Source organism: Chitinivibrionales bacterium (genome assembly GCA_014728215.1).
Taxonomy (GTDB): Bacteria; Fibrobacterota; Chitinivibrionia; order Chitinivibrionales; family WJKA01; genus WJKA01.
Map to the genome: position 1 here is coordinate 11,362 of WJLZ01000140.1, position 22,459 is coordinate 33,820.

At 49.3% G+C, this 22,459-nt stretch carries 6 protein-coding genes; 2 read left to right on the forward strand and 4 right to left on the reverse strand.

The genetic code is table 11. The features are described 5' to 3' along the window. The first annotated feature begins 76 nt into the window (after positions 1-76). Positions 77-5,542 carry a DUF2341 domain-containing protein gene (locus GF401_11695; GenBank protein ID MBD3345714.1) on the forward strand — a complete coding sequence of 1,822 codons (5,466 nt, stop codon included), beginning with the start codon at positions 77-79 and terminating at the stop codon, positions 5,540-5,542. Positions 5,543-6,011: 469 nt separating this feature from the next. Then, positions 6,012-13,271, forward strand: coding sequence for a hypothetical protein (locus GF401_11700; protein ID MBD3345715.1), 7,260 nt, complete (start codon positions 6,012-6,014; stop codon positions 13,269-13,271). Positions 13,272-13,313: 42 nt separating this feature from the next. Here the strand turns inward: GF401_11700 and GF401_11705 are convergent, their stop codons facing one another. The 4 genes from GF401_11705 to GF401_11720 all read right to left on the reverse strand — a co-directional run bounded on the left by GF401_11705 (position 13,314) and on the right by GF401_11720 (position 22,246). Continuing rightward, positions 13,314-14,018 carry a hypothetical protein gene (locus GF401_11705; GenBank protein MBD3345716.1) on the reverse strand — a complete coding sequence of 235 codons (705 nt, stop codon included), beginning with the start codon at positions 14,016-14,018 and terminating at the stop codon, positions 13,314-13,316. A 295-nt stretch (positions 14,019-14,313) separates the two neighbouring features. Beyond that, a complete protein-coding gene (locus GF401_11710; protein ID MBD3345717.1) occupies positions 14,314-14,781 on the reverse strand; it encodes a hypothetical protein in 468 nt (155 codons plus the stop codon). A 479-nt stretch (positions 14,782-15,260) separates the two neighbouring features. Next, a complete protein-coding gene (locus tag GF401_11715) occupies positions 15,261-17,555 on the reverse strand; it encodes a hypothetical protein (protein ID MBD3345718.1) in 2,295 nt (764 codons plus the stop codon). 50 nt (positions 17,556-17,605) lie between these two features. Beyond that, positions 17,606-22,246 (reverse strand): hypothetical protein, encoded by a 4,641-nt coding sequence (locus GF401_11720; protein ID MBD3345719.1) that lies wholly within the window; start codon positions 22,244-22,246, stop codon positions 17,606-17,608. Between the last annotated feature and the right edge of the window lie 213 nt (positions 22,247-22,459).

Consider the following 22,459-nt stretch of genomic DNA (forward strand, 5'->3'; position numbering starts at 1 on the left):
TTATTTTATTGCCAAGTGTTATATAGTATGTTATTAAAGAAGGCGAAAACAGTTAAAAAGAGGAACGGACGCTGCTATGAAATCCTTTCATCCGCTCGTTGAGCGAAAAGCAGAATGCGTTAAAAAAAGCGTTTTATTCTCAATTGACCGCCTAAGGACTTCTGTCGGACTTGTTGCGATTATAAGCCTCAGTCTTTTTGGCGCCGACTATCCCGATTCGGGATGGAGTGCCCAGGCTAAAATCTATCTCAACACAAGTTCATCAGGCGCCAATGTCGCAAATCCTGTTTATAATTTTCCGGTACTGATTCGTCTGGATTCATCAAATTTTAATTTCAGCGCCGCAAAATCACAGGGAGAAGATATCCGCTTTACCAAAAGCGACAGCACAAAGCCGCTTTATTATGAAATCGAAGAGTGGGATCAAACGGGCAAACGGGCGGTGCTATGGGTAAAAGTCGATACGATTCGCGGGGGTAATTCTTCGCAGTACATTCGCATGTACTGGGGTAACCCGAATGCATCGAGCGAATCGAATGGGGCATCGGTATTCGATTCATCAAACGGGTTTGCCGGAGTCTGGCATTTGAATGAAAGCGGCGCTCTCACAAAAAATGATGCCACCGGCAACGGTAACAACGGCAAACCGGAGAACTACAACGGCAATGAGTCGATCCGTGGGGTGATCAACGGGGCCGACTCTCTGGGGAACGGTGAGTATATATCGATAGAGCAATCGTCATCACTTGCCCTTAGCGGTCAGCTTACCATTTCGGCATGGGTAAAAAGATCGGCAGTTCCCGGTGTTATTTTCGCCAAGGGGCTCGACTACAAGCTTTATCATACCAGTAATCCGACCAGCGACGCTCTTGTCACCTTGTTTATCAATACCTCATCTGGAGAAAAATACCTTAATCTTACCTCACCGATTGACACCACCGGTGGATGGTCGTATGTTACCGCTACTGTGGGACCTTCCGAAAGAACAATCTATTATAATGGCGCTTCCGCTAACGACATTGACGGCTCCGTAACAATTCCCACCACTTCGACAAACGCCTTTATCGGCGCCTGGAATTATAATGGAATGAATGAATTTCTTGAAGGGCCGGTTGATGAAGTCAGGGTATCTTCGGTGGCGCGCTCTGACGACTGGATCATGCTCTGCTACAAAAATCAGCACCCCGGCAACCAGAGTCTGGTGATAATGGAACAGGACATGGCAGCGCCTCAGGTAACCACTCATCCCCAGTCGCAAAATGTCGATGCGGGTACATCGGTAACATTCACGGTGACGGCAACCGGTTTTCCGGCACCGCAGTATCAGTGGTTCAAGGGGACAAGTTCTCTCAGCGGAGCTACCGGATCTACCTACCGCATAACTAATGTCCAGACCTCTGATGCCGGCGACTATAAAGTTGCTGTCTGGAATTCTCAGGGATCAGATACCTCGAACACTGCGACCCTACAGGTTACCAGTGCGGTTCCTTCAATTACGTCAAATCCCCAGGATTATACTGTTCTCGAAGGCGGCAATGCCGAATTTTCCCTCGCGGTCACCGGCTCGAGCCCCATGAACTATAAATGGTATCAGGAAGGCGGCGGGCTTGCGGGAGAACAGACTGCTCTCACGCTGAGCAATGTTCAGCAGTCGATGAGCGGCAACCGCTATTATTGCATAGTGAGTAACAGTGCCGGAAGCGACACCAGCGGCACGGCCGGCCTCACGGTCGTGCGACCGGTACATGCATCGTTTGAAACCCAATACCAGCCATCAAAAAACGGCCTGACCGTGGTATTCACCGACAAGTCAACCGGGTCGATCAATTCGTGGGTGTGGCGATTCGGCGACGGTTCCGTGCAGCGAAGCTATTCATCGAAACGCGATACTATTCAGTATCTCTACACCTCCAAAGGCACCTATACCTGCACGCTTATCGTTGATGGCGGCAGTATAGCAGGAAACGACCGCTATACCTATGAGATCGAATATGCGGAAAGCGACAACCCGGTGACCATTACCGCCCGGAGCACCGGGGCATCGAAAGCGGAAATCGCTTTCAGCAATCTTTCCGATATCCCGACACAGAACAATCCAATATCCCAGGATCCGTGGGCAACACAGATCGGCGTGTGGTATAACGCATCCGAAACTCCCTTCGTGCCCTCACCGAATCCACAATGGACTTTTTCCATAGACGATATGCTTGGAAACCTGAACAACGGCATATATTATGCAACAGTCAACATTCCCCGGGACAGCCTGTCGGCCGATTCGGCATATTTCTGGACTTCGCCGCTCTGGGACAAGGGAATCAGCCCCTTTTCATCGTTGAATGCAGCGAAAACCCGCATGTTGCCGAATAACCGGCTGACCCTCAGCGCGGAGTATCTTGGTAATGAAGGAACGATCGATAATGTACAGTTGAATAACAACGCTCTGGATTCTGCGGTTATTTATATCAAAAACCTGACCGTTATCGATACTCCGGGTGTTGCCGAAATTGTCGTGTGGTACGGTCTGTCACAGGACGATACCATTCAAACCCGGCGATTTTCTGTCGATGAGGTGCTTGGCGGCAGACAGGGGAGCCGGTATGAATGGCGGTTTGCCAACCCTGTTTTTCAGGGAGATACGCAGACCGTGTATGTTCATCAGGTGCTGGTCGGGAACAATGGAAATACCGACGAAACCGTTGCACAGACCAGCTTTATTGCAGGGTGGCCCAAGCCGCCCACTGCAACAGCGCTATATGTCGATACGGTCAAGTCAACCAGTATCGGTGTCCGGTGGGATGCGGTGAATGCCGACAGTATTCGCATTCTGTATGTTGCCGAACCGGGAGAAATCGAGTTGGGGAAGATTTCCGATCAGGATATCTTGTCGGTCGAGGTTGTCTCGCCGCCGTCGTCCTCGGATACACGCTTGCGAATCGGTGGCCTGGATGGAGAAACAAAGTACACTATCGCCCTGCAGTACCTGCAATCTCATCAGTGGACGGAAATAACCTCGGATACACGACGGACCGCAACAACCGATGCCGTCGATCCGTCAGAGACTGTCCAAAATAGCGCGGTTATCGATTCCGCCGGCTATGATCCTTTGTCAAATGGTATGGCTGTCGCCTGGAGAGTACAGATGATTTCCGGTACAGAACTTGATCTGGCGGTAACATTCAGCACCGATTCTTTAGAAGCGGTTGCAACCAATCCCGACAATACTGCCAACAAGGTTGTCTCCACAATCGGTGAGGATTCCGGGGAGAAACAGGGGGTATTTACCATTGCGGTTGGTGGAAAACTGGAATTCGAGAAGAAATATTACTTTGCGCTCTGGCTGCGCAACACCAATGGCCCCTGGGCCGGGCCCGGCAACAACGGGGTCGATAACGCACTTACACCGTCGTTCACCTGGGAACTCGTGCGGTATTTCGCCCAGGATACAATCAAGACATTTAATGGTAAGGCCGTGATGTTCAAAGATGACAGTTATACCATGTCGAATATTTTTACCGATACCGCTTATTCATATACTCCGGAGAATGTTTCCGACAATTTTATTCCGGTAAGTATCGGCTTTTCTCTGGGCGCCGACGCCTTTCAGCCCTTCAATGTGGGAATCTATTACGATTCGATTCCAAAAGGATACAGTGCTTCCGATCTGGGATTGTTCAGGGATAGCGTGGGGGTAATTATCGCCGATTACAATTTCACGGTCGACAGCGCTCATCAGATGGTGTACACAAAAACAAAAAAATTCGTGACATCCGATAAAAGGCGCATGTCCTTTATCGTGATGGCGGACAGCAAAAAGCCGGAGATCTCTTTTGAGAACGATATCGATGATGCGATTGACCCGGATGAAGAGCTGGTTGATGAAGTAACTATTGATGACAATATCGCCAATGTCAGGTGGCGAATGTCCTATGCGCGGAATGATGATCCTTTTTCCGGGAGTACTACCGATACCGGCTTTTGTGACGGTACTGCTGAAGAGAAAATCCGTCTGGTGATCCCTTCAAAAGCCATTACTCCCGAAACCGGCGTCAGGGCCCTTCTGATTATCGAGGACGGTGTTCATCGGGATTCAATCAACATATCGCGCCGGGCATTGCGGGAGAACTCCGATGTCGCTACCACCGAAGACATGCAATGGATTCCGGTTGCCGCGACTGCCACGCTAGATGATCCTTCTCCAGAAGCAGCGCTCAGAGATTTTGCCGAAAAGGACAAGGAGTGGAGGTATAATCCCGGCAAATTCCGTCTGTTCAGATGGGTCGAGCATGAAGGGAATGAAAACAGCGGCAATAAATGGGTGGAATATTCCGATGATAATGACGCACTGTTTGAATTTACTCCCGGCAAGGTCGTGTGGCTCAAGGCGCGGGAAGCCATGCCGTTCGGACTCGGCAAAGGAAAAAGCGTTTCCCTGAAAGAGGCGTACGGGATCGAGCTTGCTCCACAACAGTGGACCGATTTTGCTCTTCCCTTCCTTTTCAATATTACGATCGGTGATATTCTCGAAGCGACCGGTGATGACGCCGAATCGCTGGAATTCTATTCCTGGGTTCAAAATGAGATTCGTGAGGATTTTAATAATACCTCCCGGAATGTTTACATTTCGGAGGCGCTGTATATCGAAGATATTACGGGGCTTAATGATGCTGCTGAAGAATTGAAACCGCCACCGCTGACCGGTTATACCGTTTACAACAGAAGCTCTGATACGGTTACCTTGCGTATCCCGCCGGTTCCCTCTACGGTGTCTTCCTATAAAGATGGGGTGGCTAAATTGGGAAGAAAGCAGGGGTGGAATATCAAAATTGAGGGGGTGACCCAAAACGGCATGCCGGTGAGCCCGATTTACTGTGGCTACACCCCTGAAGAGGGACCGGCGACCTGGTATTCTCTTCCCCGGTCCTTTTCCGGTGTTTCACTGGGTGTTTATGACAGTGTTCGTAGCCGTGTGCGGGGGCATACGATGAAACATCAGGCCGACCGGGGTGTTTTTTCCTACATGCTCGCTCTGAAGAACGATTCGGAGCATGATGAAGCAGTAACCTGCTCATTCAATCCGGGCAAAACACTTCCGAATGGCTATCGGATAAAAATAATGGATCCATCCTCACAATCATGGATACCGGGTTCCGAAGAGCCGGTGGTCGAAGTTCCATCACAGAGTACCGAGTTCAGGATTCTGGCTGTTGGCGCCGAAGATGCTTTGAATGATTTTGCCCGAATGAGCGTTACGCCGAAACTCGGTTTGGCGGGATGCTATCCAAATCCAGTTAACCGGGTAGCACGAATATATTATACGCTTCCCTGGACCGGGATCCGGAAAGTTGTTTTTGAGATATTTGACGTGAAAGGGCGCAAAATCTGGAGTTATACCCAGTCCCGCATTAAACCGGGAACCGGTATGATTGAGTGGGAGCCTTCCGAGACCGCTGCCGGCGGTGTATTTATGCTGACGATGAAAGCATGGAAAAGCACCGGGAAAGAGTGTGTTCAATTCAAAGATAAGCTGATGATTTTGCGATAAGCTGTTCCAGGGCTTTTACCCATAGGCTCTAATCCCTTCTGTACCGCTTTCGATACTGCAGCAAATTTAATGCTCCGGCATTATTTATGTGCCCGAATCTGGCATTTTCAATTCCCATATTATAATTTATTACCGAAACCTGTGGACCTTATTCCGGGTGTAATTTTCGCCAAAAATGATCAAATTTGCCGATCTTTCATGCTGGTGCATGACATTGTGTCCGCAGGTAACAGATCCATGGTTTGAAATATGGTGCGATAGAGTCGTGCTGGAGCAACTCCGAAAGCACATTCTTTTCTTCCTGTTGTGAGCATACTTCGAGGATGTTCCACATTTTTACATCACCACAAAACGCTTTCGAATCGGCCTTTTTTCGAATAAATGCATTGGATATACCAGCAGGGAATCTTTTTATAGTTTTGAAACATACGTACTGTTTTTGCACACTATATCATACAAGGATAATCTTATGACAACTCGTATGCTTCCGTTTTTTCAGAACAGCATGCGGCGAAAAGGGGTTTGGAACAGTTTTTTTGCGTGTATAGTATTCACGTTTTCATTGAGTGGCGCATGGGGCGCAACCTATGACGTTGGAGACGGCAAAGCCTTTGCAACGATTGCCGAGGCAATCACACAATGCAAAAACGATCATGGCGGCAATCTTTCGGGACAGGGGGAGCAACATATCCTTCTTTATCCCAACGATGGATCCGACGCGCCGTGGACCTATGATGAAAATATCGATTTGTCGGGGTTTTCCAATACCTCGGCCTCCGATTACATCCGGATCAGTGTCGCCGACGGGTACCGTCACAACGGCGTTGCCGGGTCGGGAGTAGTCCTCCATGGATATATATTTTTTAACGAATTAAATCCAGCCTATACGAAAATCGAATGGCTTGAGATAACCGGCCCCGACGCTACCGGCAGTGATAACGACGCAGCTAAAATCGATGTTTCTGCAAACTGGACTATCGACCATTGTATTATTCACGATGACGGCTCTTCGGATGTCCAGGGTGTGTTCATCGGGAGTGGGAGCGATAGTGTAACGGTAAAAAACTCGATTATTTATAATATGTCGGGTTGCGGCATACAGACCGCTGGTGCAGAGGGACTGGAATTTTTAAATAATACCATTTATAATTGCATTTCCTATGGTGTCCGGATCACCAACAACTCAATTGCGCTTGTCCGGAATGTTATCGCTGTTGATAATGGTGGTGGGGAAGATCCTGATTTTTACGCCAATTCTTCAACATGGGAGTCCCAATGCAGTCACAATCTCAGTTCCGATGAGAGCGCGCCGGGCGACGACGCTACTGCTGTGTATGATGCGATTGCATCCGATCTCTTCCTGTCGACGGAATTGGGAAGCGAAGACCTGCATATTCAGGTCGGGTCTCCGGCACAAAATGCAGGGACGACCCTTTCCGGAGGGGGAACTGATATTGACGGTCAATCCAGGTCCGGGACCTGGGATATCGGGGCCGATGAAATACCCGAATCGAATCAGCCCCCAGGTAACCTCAGTATAACCCCGAGCGATCCTCAGACAATAGCCCAGGGCGGGTCGGTTACCTTTACCGTGTCGGCCGACGGCGCCACTCCCTTTACGTATGAATGGACGAAGGGCGGGGAGGTTGTCGGGAATTCTGCTTCACTTCAAATAACCGACGCCGCTACCATCGATGAGGGTACCTACACTGTTACGGTCAGCAATAGTTGGGGCTCGGACCAGGCAACAACTTCCCAATTGACCGTAATCGACACGGTTGTTATTACCGTTCAACCATCGCCGTCGGATACGGGGATTCCTGTCGGCGGATCGGTTACCTATTCGGTGACTGCTACCGGTGAAGGCGCCATCCAGTATGACTGGCGCAAAGACGGCGTTTCGACCGGTGAAACCAATTCGAATATTACCATTTCCAATGCGCAGGCCAGTGATGCGGGCGGTTACACCTGCCGGGCTTATAATAGCGTGAGCGAGCAAATATCCCAGACCGCCACACTCGCAGTGGCTGCTGATGCTCCGTCGAATGTAACAATTACCCCGGGTAATTCAACGATCGAAGTGGGGGAGAGTATCACATTTACAGCGTCTGCCGACGGCGCCACCCCGTTTACGTATCAATGGTATTTAAACGGCAATGCAATCGAAACAAACGGAACATCATCGAGCTACACCGTTCAGAACGCTACAACCGGCAATTCGGGAACCTACACCGTGACGGTCGGTAACTCGGCGGGGAGTGAGACATCCACGGGCGTCATCCTCAATGTCCTCAGTGCGCCGGACAATGTGGTGCTCAATCCCGGCAACAGCACCATTGCCGAAGGCGACTCTTTTCAGTTTACTACCAGCGTAACCGGCGGCACGCCCCCCTTTACCTATACCTGGTATCGTGACGGCAATATGCTTTCGGGTGAGACCGCGCAGTCTCTCACCCTCGATGCCGCCTCCGTGAATGATAATGGCGTCTATCAGGTACGGGGCGGCCCCGCTGGAATCAGCAGCGAGACAGCATCAAATACGGTCACCCTTACCGTGGTAGACACTATCGAGATAACTCAGCAGCCGCAATCGGCAAGCCGACTCGTTGGAGAATCACATACCCTCTCCGTCGTTGCATCGGGGGGCGGAACACTTGCCTATCAATGGTATAAAAACGGCAATGAACTGAGCGGTGAAACAGGATCGGACCTCTCTCTTTCCAGCCTGCAGCTTACCGATGCCGGCAATTACCACGTTCGGATAACCAACAGTGTCGATACGGCCCTGTCAAATACCGCAACAATCTCGGTTGGCACAATGGTCAATCCGCCGTCGATTACACAACATCCGCAACCGGCCACACGGGGAGTAGGATCAAGCGTGTCGCTCTATGCTCAGGTAAGCGGAACATCGGAACCCTTTACATTTCAATGGTTCAAAGGCAGTACGGCGATAACCACGGCCTCCAATCCCACCGCCGATGACTCGGTGTATGTGGATAACAATCTCACCAAATCCGATTCGGCCTCCTATTCGGTGCGGGTAGCCAACAGTGAAGGAATGGTTACTTCACAGGGTGCGCTCATTACCGTGCTCGATACGGTGCGGATTAGTTCTATTTCTCCCTCAAACGCAACAAGGGAGGTAACTGAGTCGGTTTCTTTTTCCGTCACTGCTTACGGTGACTCCTTGAGCTACCAGTGGAGAAAAGACGGGACGCCCCTTTCCGGGGAAAACAGCGAAACGCTTCAACTGTCAAATCTTTCGGATACCGGTACGTTCACCTATACCTGCCGGGTGTACAATTCGGTAAGTGAAAAAATATCGGATGCGGCGCTATTAACCGTCAGTTCGTACATTGAACCTCCGCAGATTACCTCGCAACCGCAGAGTGATTCGGTGGTGGAATTTTCAGCCGCCACATTCAGTGTTATCGCAACGGGAACATCTCCGAATTATCAATGGTTCAGGGGGGGCGATACCATTCCCGGAGCGATGTCATCGACCTACACCGACAGTTTGGTCACCGCCTCGAAGGCCGGTCAGTATACGGTCCATGTCTGGAACAGTAAAGACACCGTTGTCTCTTCAGCCGCCACATTGACCGTTACCCCGAAGGCTCCCGAGATTACCCGGCAGCCGAATGATACCATGATTGCGGAATCAACCACCGCGGTATTCCGGGCAGACGCCGATGGGTCTGCTCAGATTCTCTATACCTGGTACAAGGTGGGGGCCGGTGAAATTGCCGGCGGCAGCAAGGAGCTTACCCTCTCCAATGTTCCTGCTTCCGATAACGAGGCAAAAATATATTGTATCCTTTCAAACAGCGCCGGAAGCGCTGTTACCGATACGGCAACGTTACGGGTGATAGAGAAAGCACGGGCCGGATTCACGGTAAGCGACAGTGCGGGTTTCAAACCGGCGGTGATACACGTAACCGATAATTCCACCGGTGATATCGACAGCGTCAAATGGTATGCATCCTTTGAGGGCGTTGATATTGATTCGATTGTCTACCGGACGTCATCATCGATATCCGATACGAGTTTCACGTTCAGAGATTCGGGGGTTTATCGTGTCCGTCTGGTCGTTATCGGCGCGCCGCTTGCCGGTAATGACACCGCCTATTCACCGGAGATATCGATCTATGGAGATATCGGTGAAAATCCGGTGACAATTTCCAATGCCCGCTATGTTTCGTCAACAAGCATCGAACTGACATTTGATAATTTCGGCATTGACAGTGTTCGCCGTGGGTTCCCGCCTCCCTATGCAACCGGCCTCGGGGTCTGGTACGGTAAAAACGGGCGGTCTTCTATCGACACCGCGGAAGCATCAATGCTGACTTCATTCGAACTCAGCTCGCTCGATTCCGATCCGGTCCGGACGATTACGGTCGAAGCGCCGTCCGGTCCCGCCGATACGGTTTACGGGTTCTGGGTTTCACCGTTATGGAACACCGGCCCAAGCAAATTCAATCTCTATAACACCGGGGCGTTAAAAATGGTCCCGGTCAACGATTTAAATGTTTCGGGCAGGTATGCGGGGAATATCGGGAGTGTTTCGGATGTTGTCCTCAATACCGACTCTCTTGACAATGCCGTTATTTCAATCGGTAACGCGGGATCGATTGACACGCCCGGAGTGACCGGCGTTGTGGTGAGGTATGCTTTCGGAGCCGACGTACAAGAGCAGGACACGGTGCCGTCGGACGATTTCCTTTCAAACAGTCCCGCCAACACCTATCGATGGACTCTAAAAAATCCGGGATTTTATAATGAAAATACGGGGAGTGACACTCAGACTGTTACAATTTCGGTCCGTCAGTTAAGCGCCAACGGGTATCTGAGTCCGGCAAAGGAGAGTTCCTTTATCGCGGGCTGGCCTCCTCCCCACAATCCCTACGAATTGGGGATCACAAAAGTCGATGCAGGAGGGATGACCCTCAAATGGAATGCGGTATCCTCGATGGACAGTGTCCGTCTGGTCTATCGAGCCGATACTGAGGTCCCTGAGGGGAGGATTCCTTATACACTTTCACAGGATGAGTATATCGTTGTCGGGCTCTCACCGTCGGATTCATTGCTTGACGTCGCCGTGGGGCCAGCAACCCGCTATTATTTTGCAATTCAGGGAATGAAAAATCTGCTCTGGTCGGATATAACCTCACAGGCTACCGCCACAGACTCAACGCCCGATTATGATCCTCAGGCCTATGTGGAAAATACATCACAGATTGATTCGCTCCGGTTTGATTCGACAACAAACCACCTCATTGTCGACTGGAGCTGCCGTGATCTTTCCGAACAGATTACCTATCATCTGGGAATAACGGTCGGCGTCAATGAAGATACGGCGAATATCAAAGAGCCGGTCCCTCCGCAATACGGGAAACTGATAATCCTTGAATCTTCAGTAATTGAGACCTCGGGCCGGGATACGATAAAGCTTGGCGATACGTTTGAATTCAATACGCTCTACTGGACCGCACTCTGGCTCAGAAGCAGTAACGGTCCCTGGTCGTCACCGACAAATAAGTCGGTGGCTTCAATAACCTCGCCCGATTTCAGCAGTCAGGAAATCGAATATTTTGTTACCGATACGGTATGGTTTTTCAACAATAAAGGCCTCTTTTTCAAGGATGAAAATTACAAGCTTGATAATGTGATTTTTACCGAAACAGTGGGTTATTACAATACCGGAAGTATCGGAGCGGATTATGTTCCGGTTTCTATTGGTTTTACATTAAAAACCGATCATGACGCCTACCAGCCTTTTAATGTAGGATTCAAAATCGATTCTCTTCCCGACGGTTATGGCTGGAATGATATCGGCATATATCGCGACAGCGGTGGTGTGCTTCTGGTCGAGTACGGGTTTGTTGTCAATCCGGCCGAAAGTCTGGTATATGTAAACACCGACAATTTCATCGATGATGTAAGCGGTGATCCTTTCTCCTTTGTTGCCATGGTTGACAAGGTCAAGCCCGCCGTGACGCTGCCGGAGTCTATTGACGACCCCGTCGATCCGTCAAAGGCGATTTACGATACGATACATGTCGAGGACAATGCCGCAAATGTCCGGTGGAAACTTATCTATGCGACCGACGGCGATGTTTTTCTTGAGTCCTATTCGATAAGCGGCATTGTCGACGGCACGGTGAATGGAGAGGTGATCGATTCGATTCCCGCCATGATCGTTTCCGAGGAAAACGGGGTCCGCGCTCTGTTTATTGTTACCGATGGCGTCCACAGCGATACGTTCAATGTGTCGCGGCGGGCGTTGCGGGATAATTCCGATTTTGTTACCACCGAAACGATGCAATGGTCGCCCCTGTCGGTTACCGCCTATCTCGAAAACCCCGAAGCCGGAGATGCGCTTACCGATCTTACAGGCGATGCGAATGAATGGAAATACAACAAGTCTGATTTCAGGATATTTCGCTGGGTCCCCTACAAGGGTAACGCCGGAAGTGAAAAGAAATGGGTGGAATATTCGGCGGAACATGCATCCTTTTTCCGGTTTGAGCCCGGACGGCTTATCTGGGTGAAAACCCGCGAGGCACGACCGCTCGGATTCGGGTCGGGCGTGACGGTGAGTCAGAAAGAACCTTTTGAGATCGTTTTGCCCCCTAATGAATGGACGGATTTTGCCCTCCCGTTTAAATACGATATTACCGTAGGTGATATTCTGGAAACAACGGGTAAGGATAATGACGAAGCGCTTGAGTTCTATTTTTGGAGTAAATTCGAGCTTAAAGATCTGAGAAACGCACGTGCGGAAATATACCGCTCCGAAGCACTTTACATTAAAGGGATTCCGGGCCTTGATGAACTTTCCGAGCGAATAGAAAAGCCGAATCTTACCGGTCATACCGTCTATAACAGAAGTGGTCAGGAGGTGATATTGAAAATACCACCTCTGCCTGTAGCCGCCTCGAATTACCGGGCAAATCCGACAAAAAAATTGAATTCCGATAAAGGGTGGAGTATCAGGGTTATACCCCAGACAAAGGAAGGGGTTCGTCTGAGTTCGGTTTATTGCGGGTACCGTGAAGGAAAGGGGGAAGTTACCTATCTTTCTATGCCTCCGTCCTTTTCAAATGTAAGCCTCGGGGTGGGGGATACGAAAGGAACGGGCGTTTATGGTCATTGTGTTGTTCATACCAAAAAGGACGGTGTTTGCACCTATCGGCTTGTGGTAAGAAATAAATCAGCGACAACAGATAAAATTACCGGCTCTCTGCACCCGCTGGGCGATATTCCAAATGGTTATCAGATGAAAATACTCAACCCCGCATCCCGCACTTGGGAACAGAATGAGCAGAATGAATTTTCGGTTGATATTGGTGGAAACGCACATGAGTACCGAATACTGGCAGTGGGAAATGCACAATCACTGGAAAAATTTCAAAAGAACTTCCCGGTGTTCAGGATGGGATTTATCGGCGCCTATCCCAATCCTTTCAAGCGCGCCGTAAAAATCGTGTTCTCCGTTCCCTATAAGGGGGTGAGTAAGCTTGAATTGAGGATGTTCAATGCTCAGGGGCGGCTTGTGTGGGGACATGATCTTACCCGTTTCAATCCCGGTATCAATACACATGTGTGGCGCCCCGGGCGTTCCAACGCTATCGGCGGAGGAGTTTACTTCCTGACCGTCAAAGCAATCGGCCCCGGAGGAAAGATTATCGGAAATTTCAAAACCCCGATGACTTATTTGAAATAACCGATTATGGCACTGCCGTGCTGTGAGATATAACGTTGCTGTTCAAGCAGTTTTGTCCGCTCGTCCGCTCGTTCGCCGCTGAACGATCATCCCTTCAATTTCGATTGGTCTCCGCTGATACGTGCCAGGATAACTCCGGGTGTTGAGAATATAACCGATCATGGCGTTCATAATGCCGCGGATATTGAAATTGTAGCTGGTTATACCCTTTTCGAGGGCTTCATAGCTGTCGTCAAAACCGACAATTGAAAGTTTTCCGGGAATATCGATTCCTCTCTCACGGCAATAATCATAGGCGGCAACCGCCACCTGATCATTTGCGCAGATCCAGGCGGTGATTTCCGTGTCGGTTAATGCTTTTTTGAATAGGGTGCGCAAAAAATAGTAGAGTTCCGCCAGGTAGAGGCTTCGATTGGGTATCATATCGGTGATTATCGGATCGAGTACCCGACGGTATTCTCTGGGCATTCCCTTGCTCCATGATTCATGAAATGAAAGCAGGGCGTCGAGATTGGCTTTAATCCGGGCGTTGGAGCGGAAAAAGCGCGGTGGCTGGGTAAAAGTTACCGGCACGACTCCTTCGGCCAGACCTGCGCTCTTGTAAATGTCGACAATTCCCTGCAACCTGACATGCGACCAGTGGGCTTTATGGTAGGGGGAGATATAGGCGATACGCTTATGACCGAGCTCCAGAAGAAACCGTGCGACATCCCGGGCTGCGGAGGGAAGTACGGCTGCGGTAAACATGCGGATATCCGGCCAGTGGTATTTCGGCGGAATACTCCATCCTCCGGCGAGATCCAGAAGGGCGAGCGGTTTCTTAATGTGATACAGTCGGCGGATAATTTCCTCTTTGTTCGGTCGTTGTTGGTGACAATCAAAAGATACCCCAGAACGTCATCGCCCGACGGAAGTTCGCATTCCTTGCCGTCATCCCTTATAAGTTTGAATGGATTCTCCTCGCCTCCGAGGTAGCCGATCGTCTTAAATTTTGCATGGGACGTCACGCAGACATCCTCGATAATTCTGAACCAGGATTCGTTTACCGAAGAGAGCAGGAGTTTTCCTCGATTATCACACTGGGCAATAAGAACAATTTCCAACTGCCCATGAATGCAGTGGGGATCATCAGGATCAGAAAACTGAACACCGGCTTGATTGCATTCAATGCCCACGGAGCGCCTGAAAATTGACGGGAGAGCATGACATAAGCCGAATTGAGGCCCGACAGCAGCGAGGGGAATACAAAAGCAAACAGCCCGATTCCGATTTCGAGACCGGCATAGATAAGTAATGGGCGGTTCAATCGATCCGAAAGCTTGCCGAACAGAAAACTTCCCAGCGCAAGGCCCCCCATAAACGATGCCAGCACTGCAGCGACTGAATTCACACTGCCGCCGAGTATCAAAAGAAGCATCCGTTCCCAGATGATTTCATACGCTAGCGCACAGGCGCCCGAAACAAAGAAGGTAACGAAAAAGAGACGATAGATTACTTTTTCAGAGTTCATTAATAGAAGGGCTCCCGGGTATTTTATTTGTTTCTGGGTAACTACTTACTTTAAAATACAGTCGGTTAGCCGCTCAAGGGAAAAAAAACAGGTTGATTACAATAATTTATGCATAAATCTTGGGTGAAGTGCACAAAAGCGCATGGTGATGAATGAGGGGGCATCGTTAAACCAATAAAAAAGTCCGGGCAGATCAGCGTTACCTTTCTTGACTGATCTGTAAATTTCATTGTATATTTTTAGTCGTTAAATATGACGAATAAAGCATGGCTTTCAACATATTGCCCGCAACCAGGATGGCCATGTTAAAAATATTTCGTTTCTCATGAATAAAGCCGGACAGCGGCTCCATAAAACGGTTCAACCCATGAAATATTCTCAGTGCCTGCATGCGCGTTACATAAGGCAAAGAAAGCAAAGGAGTCAATTCAGGCAATCACATATAGTAGTGAAGTGTGTTGTTTTCGATATTTTTGTATTTACTCTTCCAGCTTCTCCATCTCTTCCTTCAGCCGCTCGATCTCTTCATCGAGTTTCTGCTGCTCCTTGAGCTGCTTCCTGACCGATTCTTCGGCGCCTTTTTGTCCGCTGAGATGAGTCGCTGTTGCCAGAGCGTATTCGATATCATCCTGTACCTGGTCGATATGGCGGGCGAAGAAACTCTGGCGGGTAAAATTATCCGAATAGGAGAGGAACTGGTCGATTTCGGTTTTGAGTCTCTTCTGTTGCGTATGCAGGCTGTCAATCATACCGATGACAGTTTCATTCTGACGGGATGTTGTCAGTTCTCTGGCTGTTTGCGCAACAGATTCATAGGATTCTCGTGAATTTTGATATTGACGGCGCATCGATGACAGTGAACCTTCCGATGGTTTTTCGAGGCTTCTGATCATAGCGGATGCCGAACTCAAAATGGTTTGCGCATTGCCATACTGCTTTTGCATCATCAGGGCATACGCTTCAAGTAAAACTCCTTCAGCTTGAACTACGGGTTTATCGGAGGCTTTCTGAAGCTCCCTTGCGGCATTCAAGCAATCGGTCCACTGGCGGGATTTGATTGCCGACCATCCGAGGCCCAGAAGGGCGTCTTCATAGTGTAAACTTCCAGGTTTTACCCGCCTGAGAGCCGAGACGGTTTTTGACAATTGTCCTTTTTCGTAAAAGAGATACCCTACCATCAAATAGGAACGATCGATTATTTCCTGCGCCGCTTTCGATTGCGGTCCATTCATGATTGAATTTTCGAAAGAAGCAACCGCACTTAACGTATCATTATTCATTATATGCGCTATAGCCGCGGAGTGCTGGGCAAAGGGGTAATCGGGATGGTCGATTGGAATTACTTCGAATATCTGAAGTGCAACGTCATAGTCCTGCTGTTGCATGAAAGTTTCGGCCATTAAATATGCAGCATGATATTTAAGTGAATCGGGTACACCCGGTTTCTGGAGTGCAGAAAATTGCTGTTCAACTTTGGTGTTGTCATTGTTACGATAGGCAATTCTCATCATGCCAAGATCGGCATAGGGCACTACCTCGCTTCCGGAATATCGCTGGATCATCTGATCGTATCCCTCCTCAGCAGCTTCTCTCATATCGAGCTCTTCCTGACAGCTGTTAAGATAGTAGGAGACCCAGTCATTTTTGAAAAAGTCGGGATAGAGAGAAAGTATTTGACCGAAAACAAAGAACGCATCCCAGTGTTTTCCGGCATGATAGAGTGAAAGGGCTTTGTTATACAGATCGTTAGGGGAGGAATCGATCATGCGGGCCAGTTTCCGGGCATAGATTTCTTCTCGGTGTTTGCCGAAATCGGCGCGGGCATAGATCGTATGACTGAGTATTTTCTCTTTTTCGAGCATGTTGTTATACTGATACAAGATCTCGAGGTCTTTTCCCGCATTAACCATCGGTATATTGGCGCCACCGGCAAAGCCAAAATATTTGGAACCATTGTCCCCGACACCGAACTGACCGCAGATCTTGAATATTCTGAGTATCCATCCGGTAATTCGATAGTAAACATCATATTCAAGCGACATGGCATCATCAAGAAAAGATTCCTTATTGGCAAGAAAGTCCTTTACATCAACATCAATTGACTGTTCGATACGGTTTTCAAAATATTTGGAAAGCCAGGTCAACTTGAGATTTCTCGAATACACATCACCGTCGTATTTGTCGGTGTTACTTTTCAGCTCCGGAGCCATAAGATTCTGTACCGAAACACCTAAGACATGATTGCCAAATATCGGATGCCTTGCAAGGCGGTATGACAACCCTATATCAACACCGGGAGGAATACTCATGCGGGTTTCTTCATTGAACAGCTTTTCGTATGCCATGGCAAGGTTCAATCCCAGACTGAGACGGCGCCAGGGGTTGACCGCATAGGAGAGCATGAAAAAATGGCTCTGGCTGCTGATTTCCCCGCCGTCAATGCTTACCTGCTGGTTGTCGTCCCAGTAACTTCCTTTATAAGAACCCGAGTTCTGTCCAACCCAGGTCACGCCGGCGGACTGGTAGAGCCCCAGCGGAAGGGTTACGCCCATTTCCCACAGTTTGAATGCTGCCTGCATGGTGGGTGCAAACGCCGCCCTTACCGTGAAATAATCTTCTTCGGTAAGCAAGGCCGGATTGGTCAGCGGTGAATGAGGGGAAAGCATATCCCTCCATCGTTGCGTAATGAGATATTCACCCGGAAGACCTGCTGCATGAATCGGATGCGCGAGGAGCGATACCGCCAGAACAATAAACAGTGCCGTTTGCTTCATAAAATACCTTCTTGTGTATAACTTATTTGTCATAATAAACACCTCTGTTTTTATCGCAGCACGCCAATTTTGAGTTTTGTCAGTTTGCGATCATTATTATTGCTGATTGTTTCCACTATTGCCAGGTAGCTTCCGCTGCCGACATACCGTCCATTCATATTCCTGCCGTCCCAGATGAAATAGGACTTATCCGAATTATCTTCTTTGACAAGCTTTGTCGAGGGGACAATCACATTACCGACAGCATCGAATACGGCTACAGTGCCCTCGAGTTCCGCATTCGGGTCCTTCGAGGATAGCTTGACAATAATGGCGGTACCATATCTGGATGCATTCTGTATGAATGATGGAAGGTTTGTTTTTCCGGGCTGGAATGGATTGTCGGACACGGAAACATCCAGCTTAACAGGACGCTTGCCTGTCTGCAGCAGAATCCGGCGGTTATTTTCGTTATCCTGTATGTTGCCGTAGATATCCTCCACAAAGTCTTTATGATTGATCCACATCGAATCCTGACTCGACGGATAATGAGCACCCTCGATTGATGAAACAATGTACCGATACTGTCGGCCGCCCCATGAGAGCGAATCCAGGACCATCGTGTATTCGGTTCCGGAGGATGTCTGGAGGAACAGGTAAGGACTCGATCCGTGGGAGGATGAAACGGTTTCGGAAAATTTCACATCAAGGGTGTCGGGCATGGTTCCATCATTCTCATCTATTGCTCCCGGACGGAACGTTGCTTCGGCAAGAACCGGGGCAGCCGAATCTTCTACGGTTCCCTTTATTGTCGCGTTGTCAAAACCCGAATCGGTTACCGTTACATTCATTTCACCCGAGGTAATGCCGTCCACCGATTTCGTGAATGCTTCACGGAGATCCACACGGACCAGGCTGCTGTCATTTTTGGAATAGATGACTTTATCACCTCTCAGATCTAATGTATTATTGGTATTGGTCCAGGTGAAAGAGCACGACAGGGTTGACCAGTCTACGGCTTTGTTGAATGCAATCATGGCTGCATCAACGATTCCATCGGCATTCTCGTCGAGATACCAGGCTTTGCTGATGGATGCCGGAATCGGTTTCAGTGACAATTGCACCGGACGGTTCTCCGGATGAGCGCTGTTGCCGTAGGCATCGGTAAGCGGACCGTCGGAATTGATGCGAAGCTTGTCACCCGACTCCGGAGCATTATCGCCTTCATCCTTGACAACAACCCGGATCGTCGTACCGATAATCTCGGTGTCGAAAACCGTCAGATCAACTTCAGATCCATCGGTGGCCTTTTCCAGTGTCAGCGATGCTCCCATCAGAAGTTCGAGTTTGATACTTTCGGTGAACGTGATAAAAAGCGTATCCGAACCGGGTTCAAGGCGTTCGACCAGTTGGGCGCTTGCTAAAAGCGGTCCGACACCATCACGTACGGCAAAGGGACTCTGTTCCGCTTTGATCTCGGGTGTTGATGGATCGTACCAGTAGTGTACGCCGAGAATATCGGTAGCGGTAAAGGTGGTAAGATCGGCCGGGAACGGATCGGGGAGCTTGACCGTTATGTGGCGTTTGTTTGACGGGTCGAGAGTGATACCGTATACAATCGTTTTCTTTGTGTCATCGCCCTTCGACGGCCAGTAGAGGACTATTGAGTCGGGTCTGGCCTGTAGTTCTTTAAGGTAATAGATATCGAGACTGTCGACCTTGCCATAGCCGTTATTGGCATAAACTGTGGCTTTTTCTATTTCCGACGATTGCTTGCTGAAATAGATATTTTCCCGGTAGCCGCTTAAAATCGTGTTATCGGATACGGGTTCGACCGTAATATTTCCGTTGTTGACAATTCCCGTACCCCGCAGCCAGATCGTCGTCTCGCCGTTCAGGAGTGAGAAGGTGTAATCGGGAATTGTATCATCGGGTGAGGAAGATCCATAGACAGCAATTCCCGAGCTTACGTTCACGGAAAACTCTGTAGTTCGTTCGGTGAGTATATCGCTTCCATCGGTGCCGGCACGAACAACAACCGGATACCGTTCGGGGCCTGCGGCTCCACGAAGCTCGACTGACGCATTGTACGATGCCGTATCGGAGTAGAATACCCAGAACTTATCACGGGCTTTTCCTACCTTGAGATCGGCCTGGTCGGTATGGCCGGTTGCAGCAAGCGTTGCGGTGAGCGTAAAGACTTCATCGAGCCCGCCGTTGGTCACCTTGGCGTTAAACATGATAGCGCCGGTGGTATCGGTCAACCCCGATGATGGCCCATCGATATCGCCGATTGAGGGCTGCTCACTGGTAATGGAAACCTGGGTTTTCTGATCGATTTTATTGTCGAACCGGTCGTATACCTGAAGGGATACATCGTAAATCTGTCCCGGATCGATTACCGGCGGTTGAGAGCCGGCAACTGTTTTTGACGGCGGGTCTTCGAAGATGACCTTGTCCGGGTCGCCGGGAAGGATGCGTATTGCATCGGAAGCACCGAAAAACGCCAGATTGTTGCCTTCACTGATATCAGTCCACAATCCTGATGCCATCACATACTCCAGGCCGCCGTCGGGTACTTTGGTAAACACAGCCGGTTTGGTAACACTTATTTCGATACCCTCGGGAAGAGAAAACACTTCGAATTGATGGGTCAGTAAATCAAAGCCCGAATTGAGACTTACTTCGACAGGATCGATTTTAGATGCGAAAGAGGTCCCATCAGCTTTTAATGCTTCTATTTTAAGTTTTACCGTGTCCCCGGCTTGTACTTCACTGAGCTGGGTCGTGCCGGCGATATCGAGTACGGTCACTTTGAGCGAATAATCCATTTTCCGGTAAGGCATAAAGCCGACCGTCGAGGTCACCAGATTACCGTTTTCATCGGTGCCTTCAATAATAATTTCAAAGAAGGCATAGTATTCATCATCACTACGGCTGGGAACGGTAACGGTAAAAGTGTTTTGTCCGATTTTTACCGCTTTTGATGGGATTGAAGTTTCGATAATATCCGATGCGGGGATGGGTTTTACATTGCCGCCGAAAGGATCAGCCTGAAACCCGACATTTTTGATAAAGCGGAAATATTTCACTTTCGGGTTATTGAATGTGCCTTCCATGACCTTTAGGTCGAAACGCATTGTTGCATCCGTTCCATTGATAATCAATGGTGCAAGTGGTTTGATAGTGGCAACAGTCGTCGGCGTGCCGCCAAAGGGGATCGCTCCCAGATCGGCAATGGTGCCGTCGGCATCCCGGACACCAGCTTCGGGCCACCCCTGATCGATTATAAATTGCTTGACCAGCGGATCATCCCAGTCGGGAACGAGAAAGTCGGGGCTTGCAGGATCGGTAGATTTGAACGGTGTTTCAAACCAGCGGATATTGGCTTCGGCTGGAAATGGCTTGCCGCTTTGGCCGATAATTTTATTGCCGGGAATCCTCATGCCCGTAACCGATTTCGTTACCGTGCCGGTGCTGAGGTCAAGATCGTGGCTGATAGTAATCTGCTCAACCTCACCGAAATCGTTCATGATACGTACTTCGTAGGTAGTGAGAGTCTCCTTGACCATCGCCTGTATCCCCTGGTCATACTCCTGAACTTCGACAGTACGCGGGGTGGGTTTCCGGGTCTGCGCCGCATACACAGAATGCTTCATTCGATTGATAAATGCATGATCCAGTTTATGGAATGGATTCTGAAAGTTGGGATCGTCGCTCCAGTAGGTATGAGGTTTTCCGTATATATTGTTGAAAATCAGGTGCTGTGATCCCGGTCTCCAGTGACCGCTGAAAACGAGAAAGTTATGCCGGAATGTATTATTGTAAATCGCAAGCGGGCTCAATGCATGGTCCTTGAACCAGAGCGCACCACCGGGGTGGTTATTGCCGTCCGAGGTCAGACCTTTGACTTCTTTCGCAGTCGCGTTGTCGGGATGATGGTTTTCATAAATGAGGTTGTAGCGAAGTACCGAACCCAGGTCCCAGGTTGACTCGAAAAATATACCCCATGAGTTATCGTGAATTCTGTTCTGCTCGATCAGGTGATTACCGCTCTTTGCAAAGCCGGAAAGGGGCACTACATTCCAGGGCTCGATATCGGCAGGATTGGCATTGGCAAAAATACCACCTTCATTACGGTCTTTAACGTTGATACCGATATAGGCATTGCTGATATCGCAATTGCGAATGATTATATCACCCGAAAGCCACAGATTAACTGCTGTATTTCCGTGCTGAAGAGGCCATTTACATTGTACACTACCTTCATCCCAGATCCCGTTTGCTCCAAAGGGATACACACCACCACCGTCGATTTTGATACCATCGATAGTGATATTCCGCGTCCTGAGCGTGCGAAGCGCACCGTTCCGGTCGAAATCGATTGTTTCCTCGTTATGCGCTTCATTGCAAGTGGTCGGATGGACATGATCTGTATCCTGCCACTTAATGGTCGGCTTACTCTGCGATTCCGGGTTTTCCGATGTCAGCAGAAGTCCGGCTTTGGAGCTGTCGATCGTTACCTGCTCTTCGTAGACTGCATTGTCGAGGATTTTGACAATGTCATTCTTACCCGCAGCATCCACGGCATCCTGTATCGATGTATATGCCCCGCGGCCGTCTTTTGAAACCGTAAATGTTTTCGCCACGAGGGTAGTGGAGAGGGCGAAAACCAGCAAAACTGCTGATAATTGTTTTGAGTATCGTTTCATAAATGAGCCTCTGCTAAGTACTGGCGTAAAAAAAAGCGGATTTTGTGTTTTCTATTTTGTGGTAGTAAGTTTGCGAAAGGTTCAAAAGTTGGGAAAGATGGGGAGATTTGGAGTGATGGAGCGACGCACTGAGTTTATCGAAGTGTGTTGGAGTGTGATGGAGTGATGCACGGTGCAGCGCGGGGCAGGCTCAGTACAAGCCGCCCCAAACCG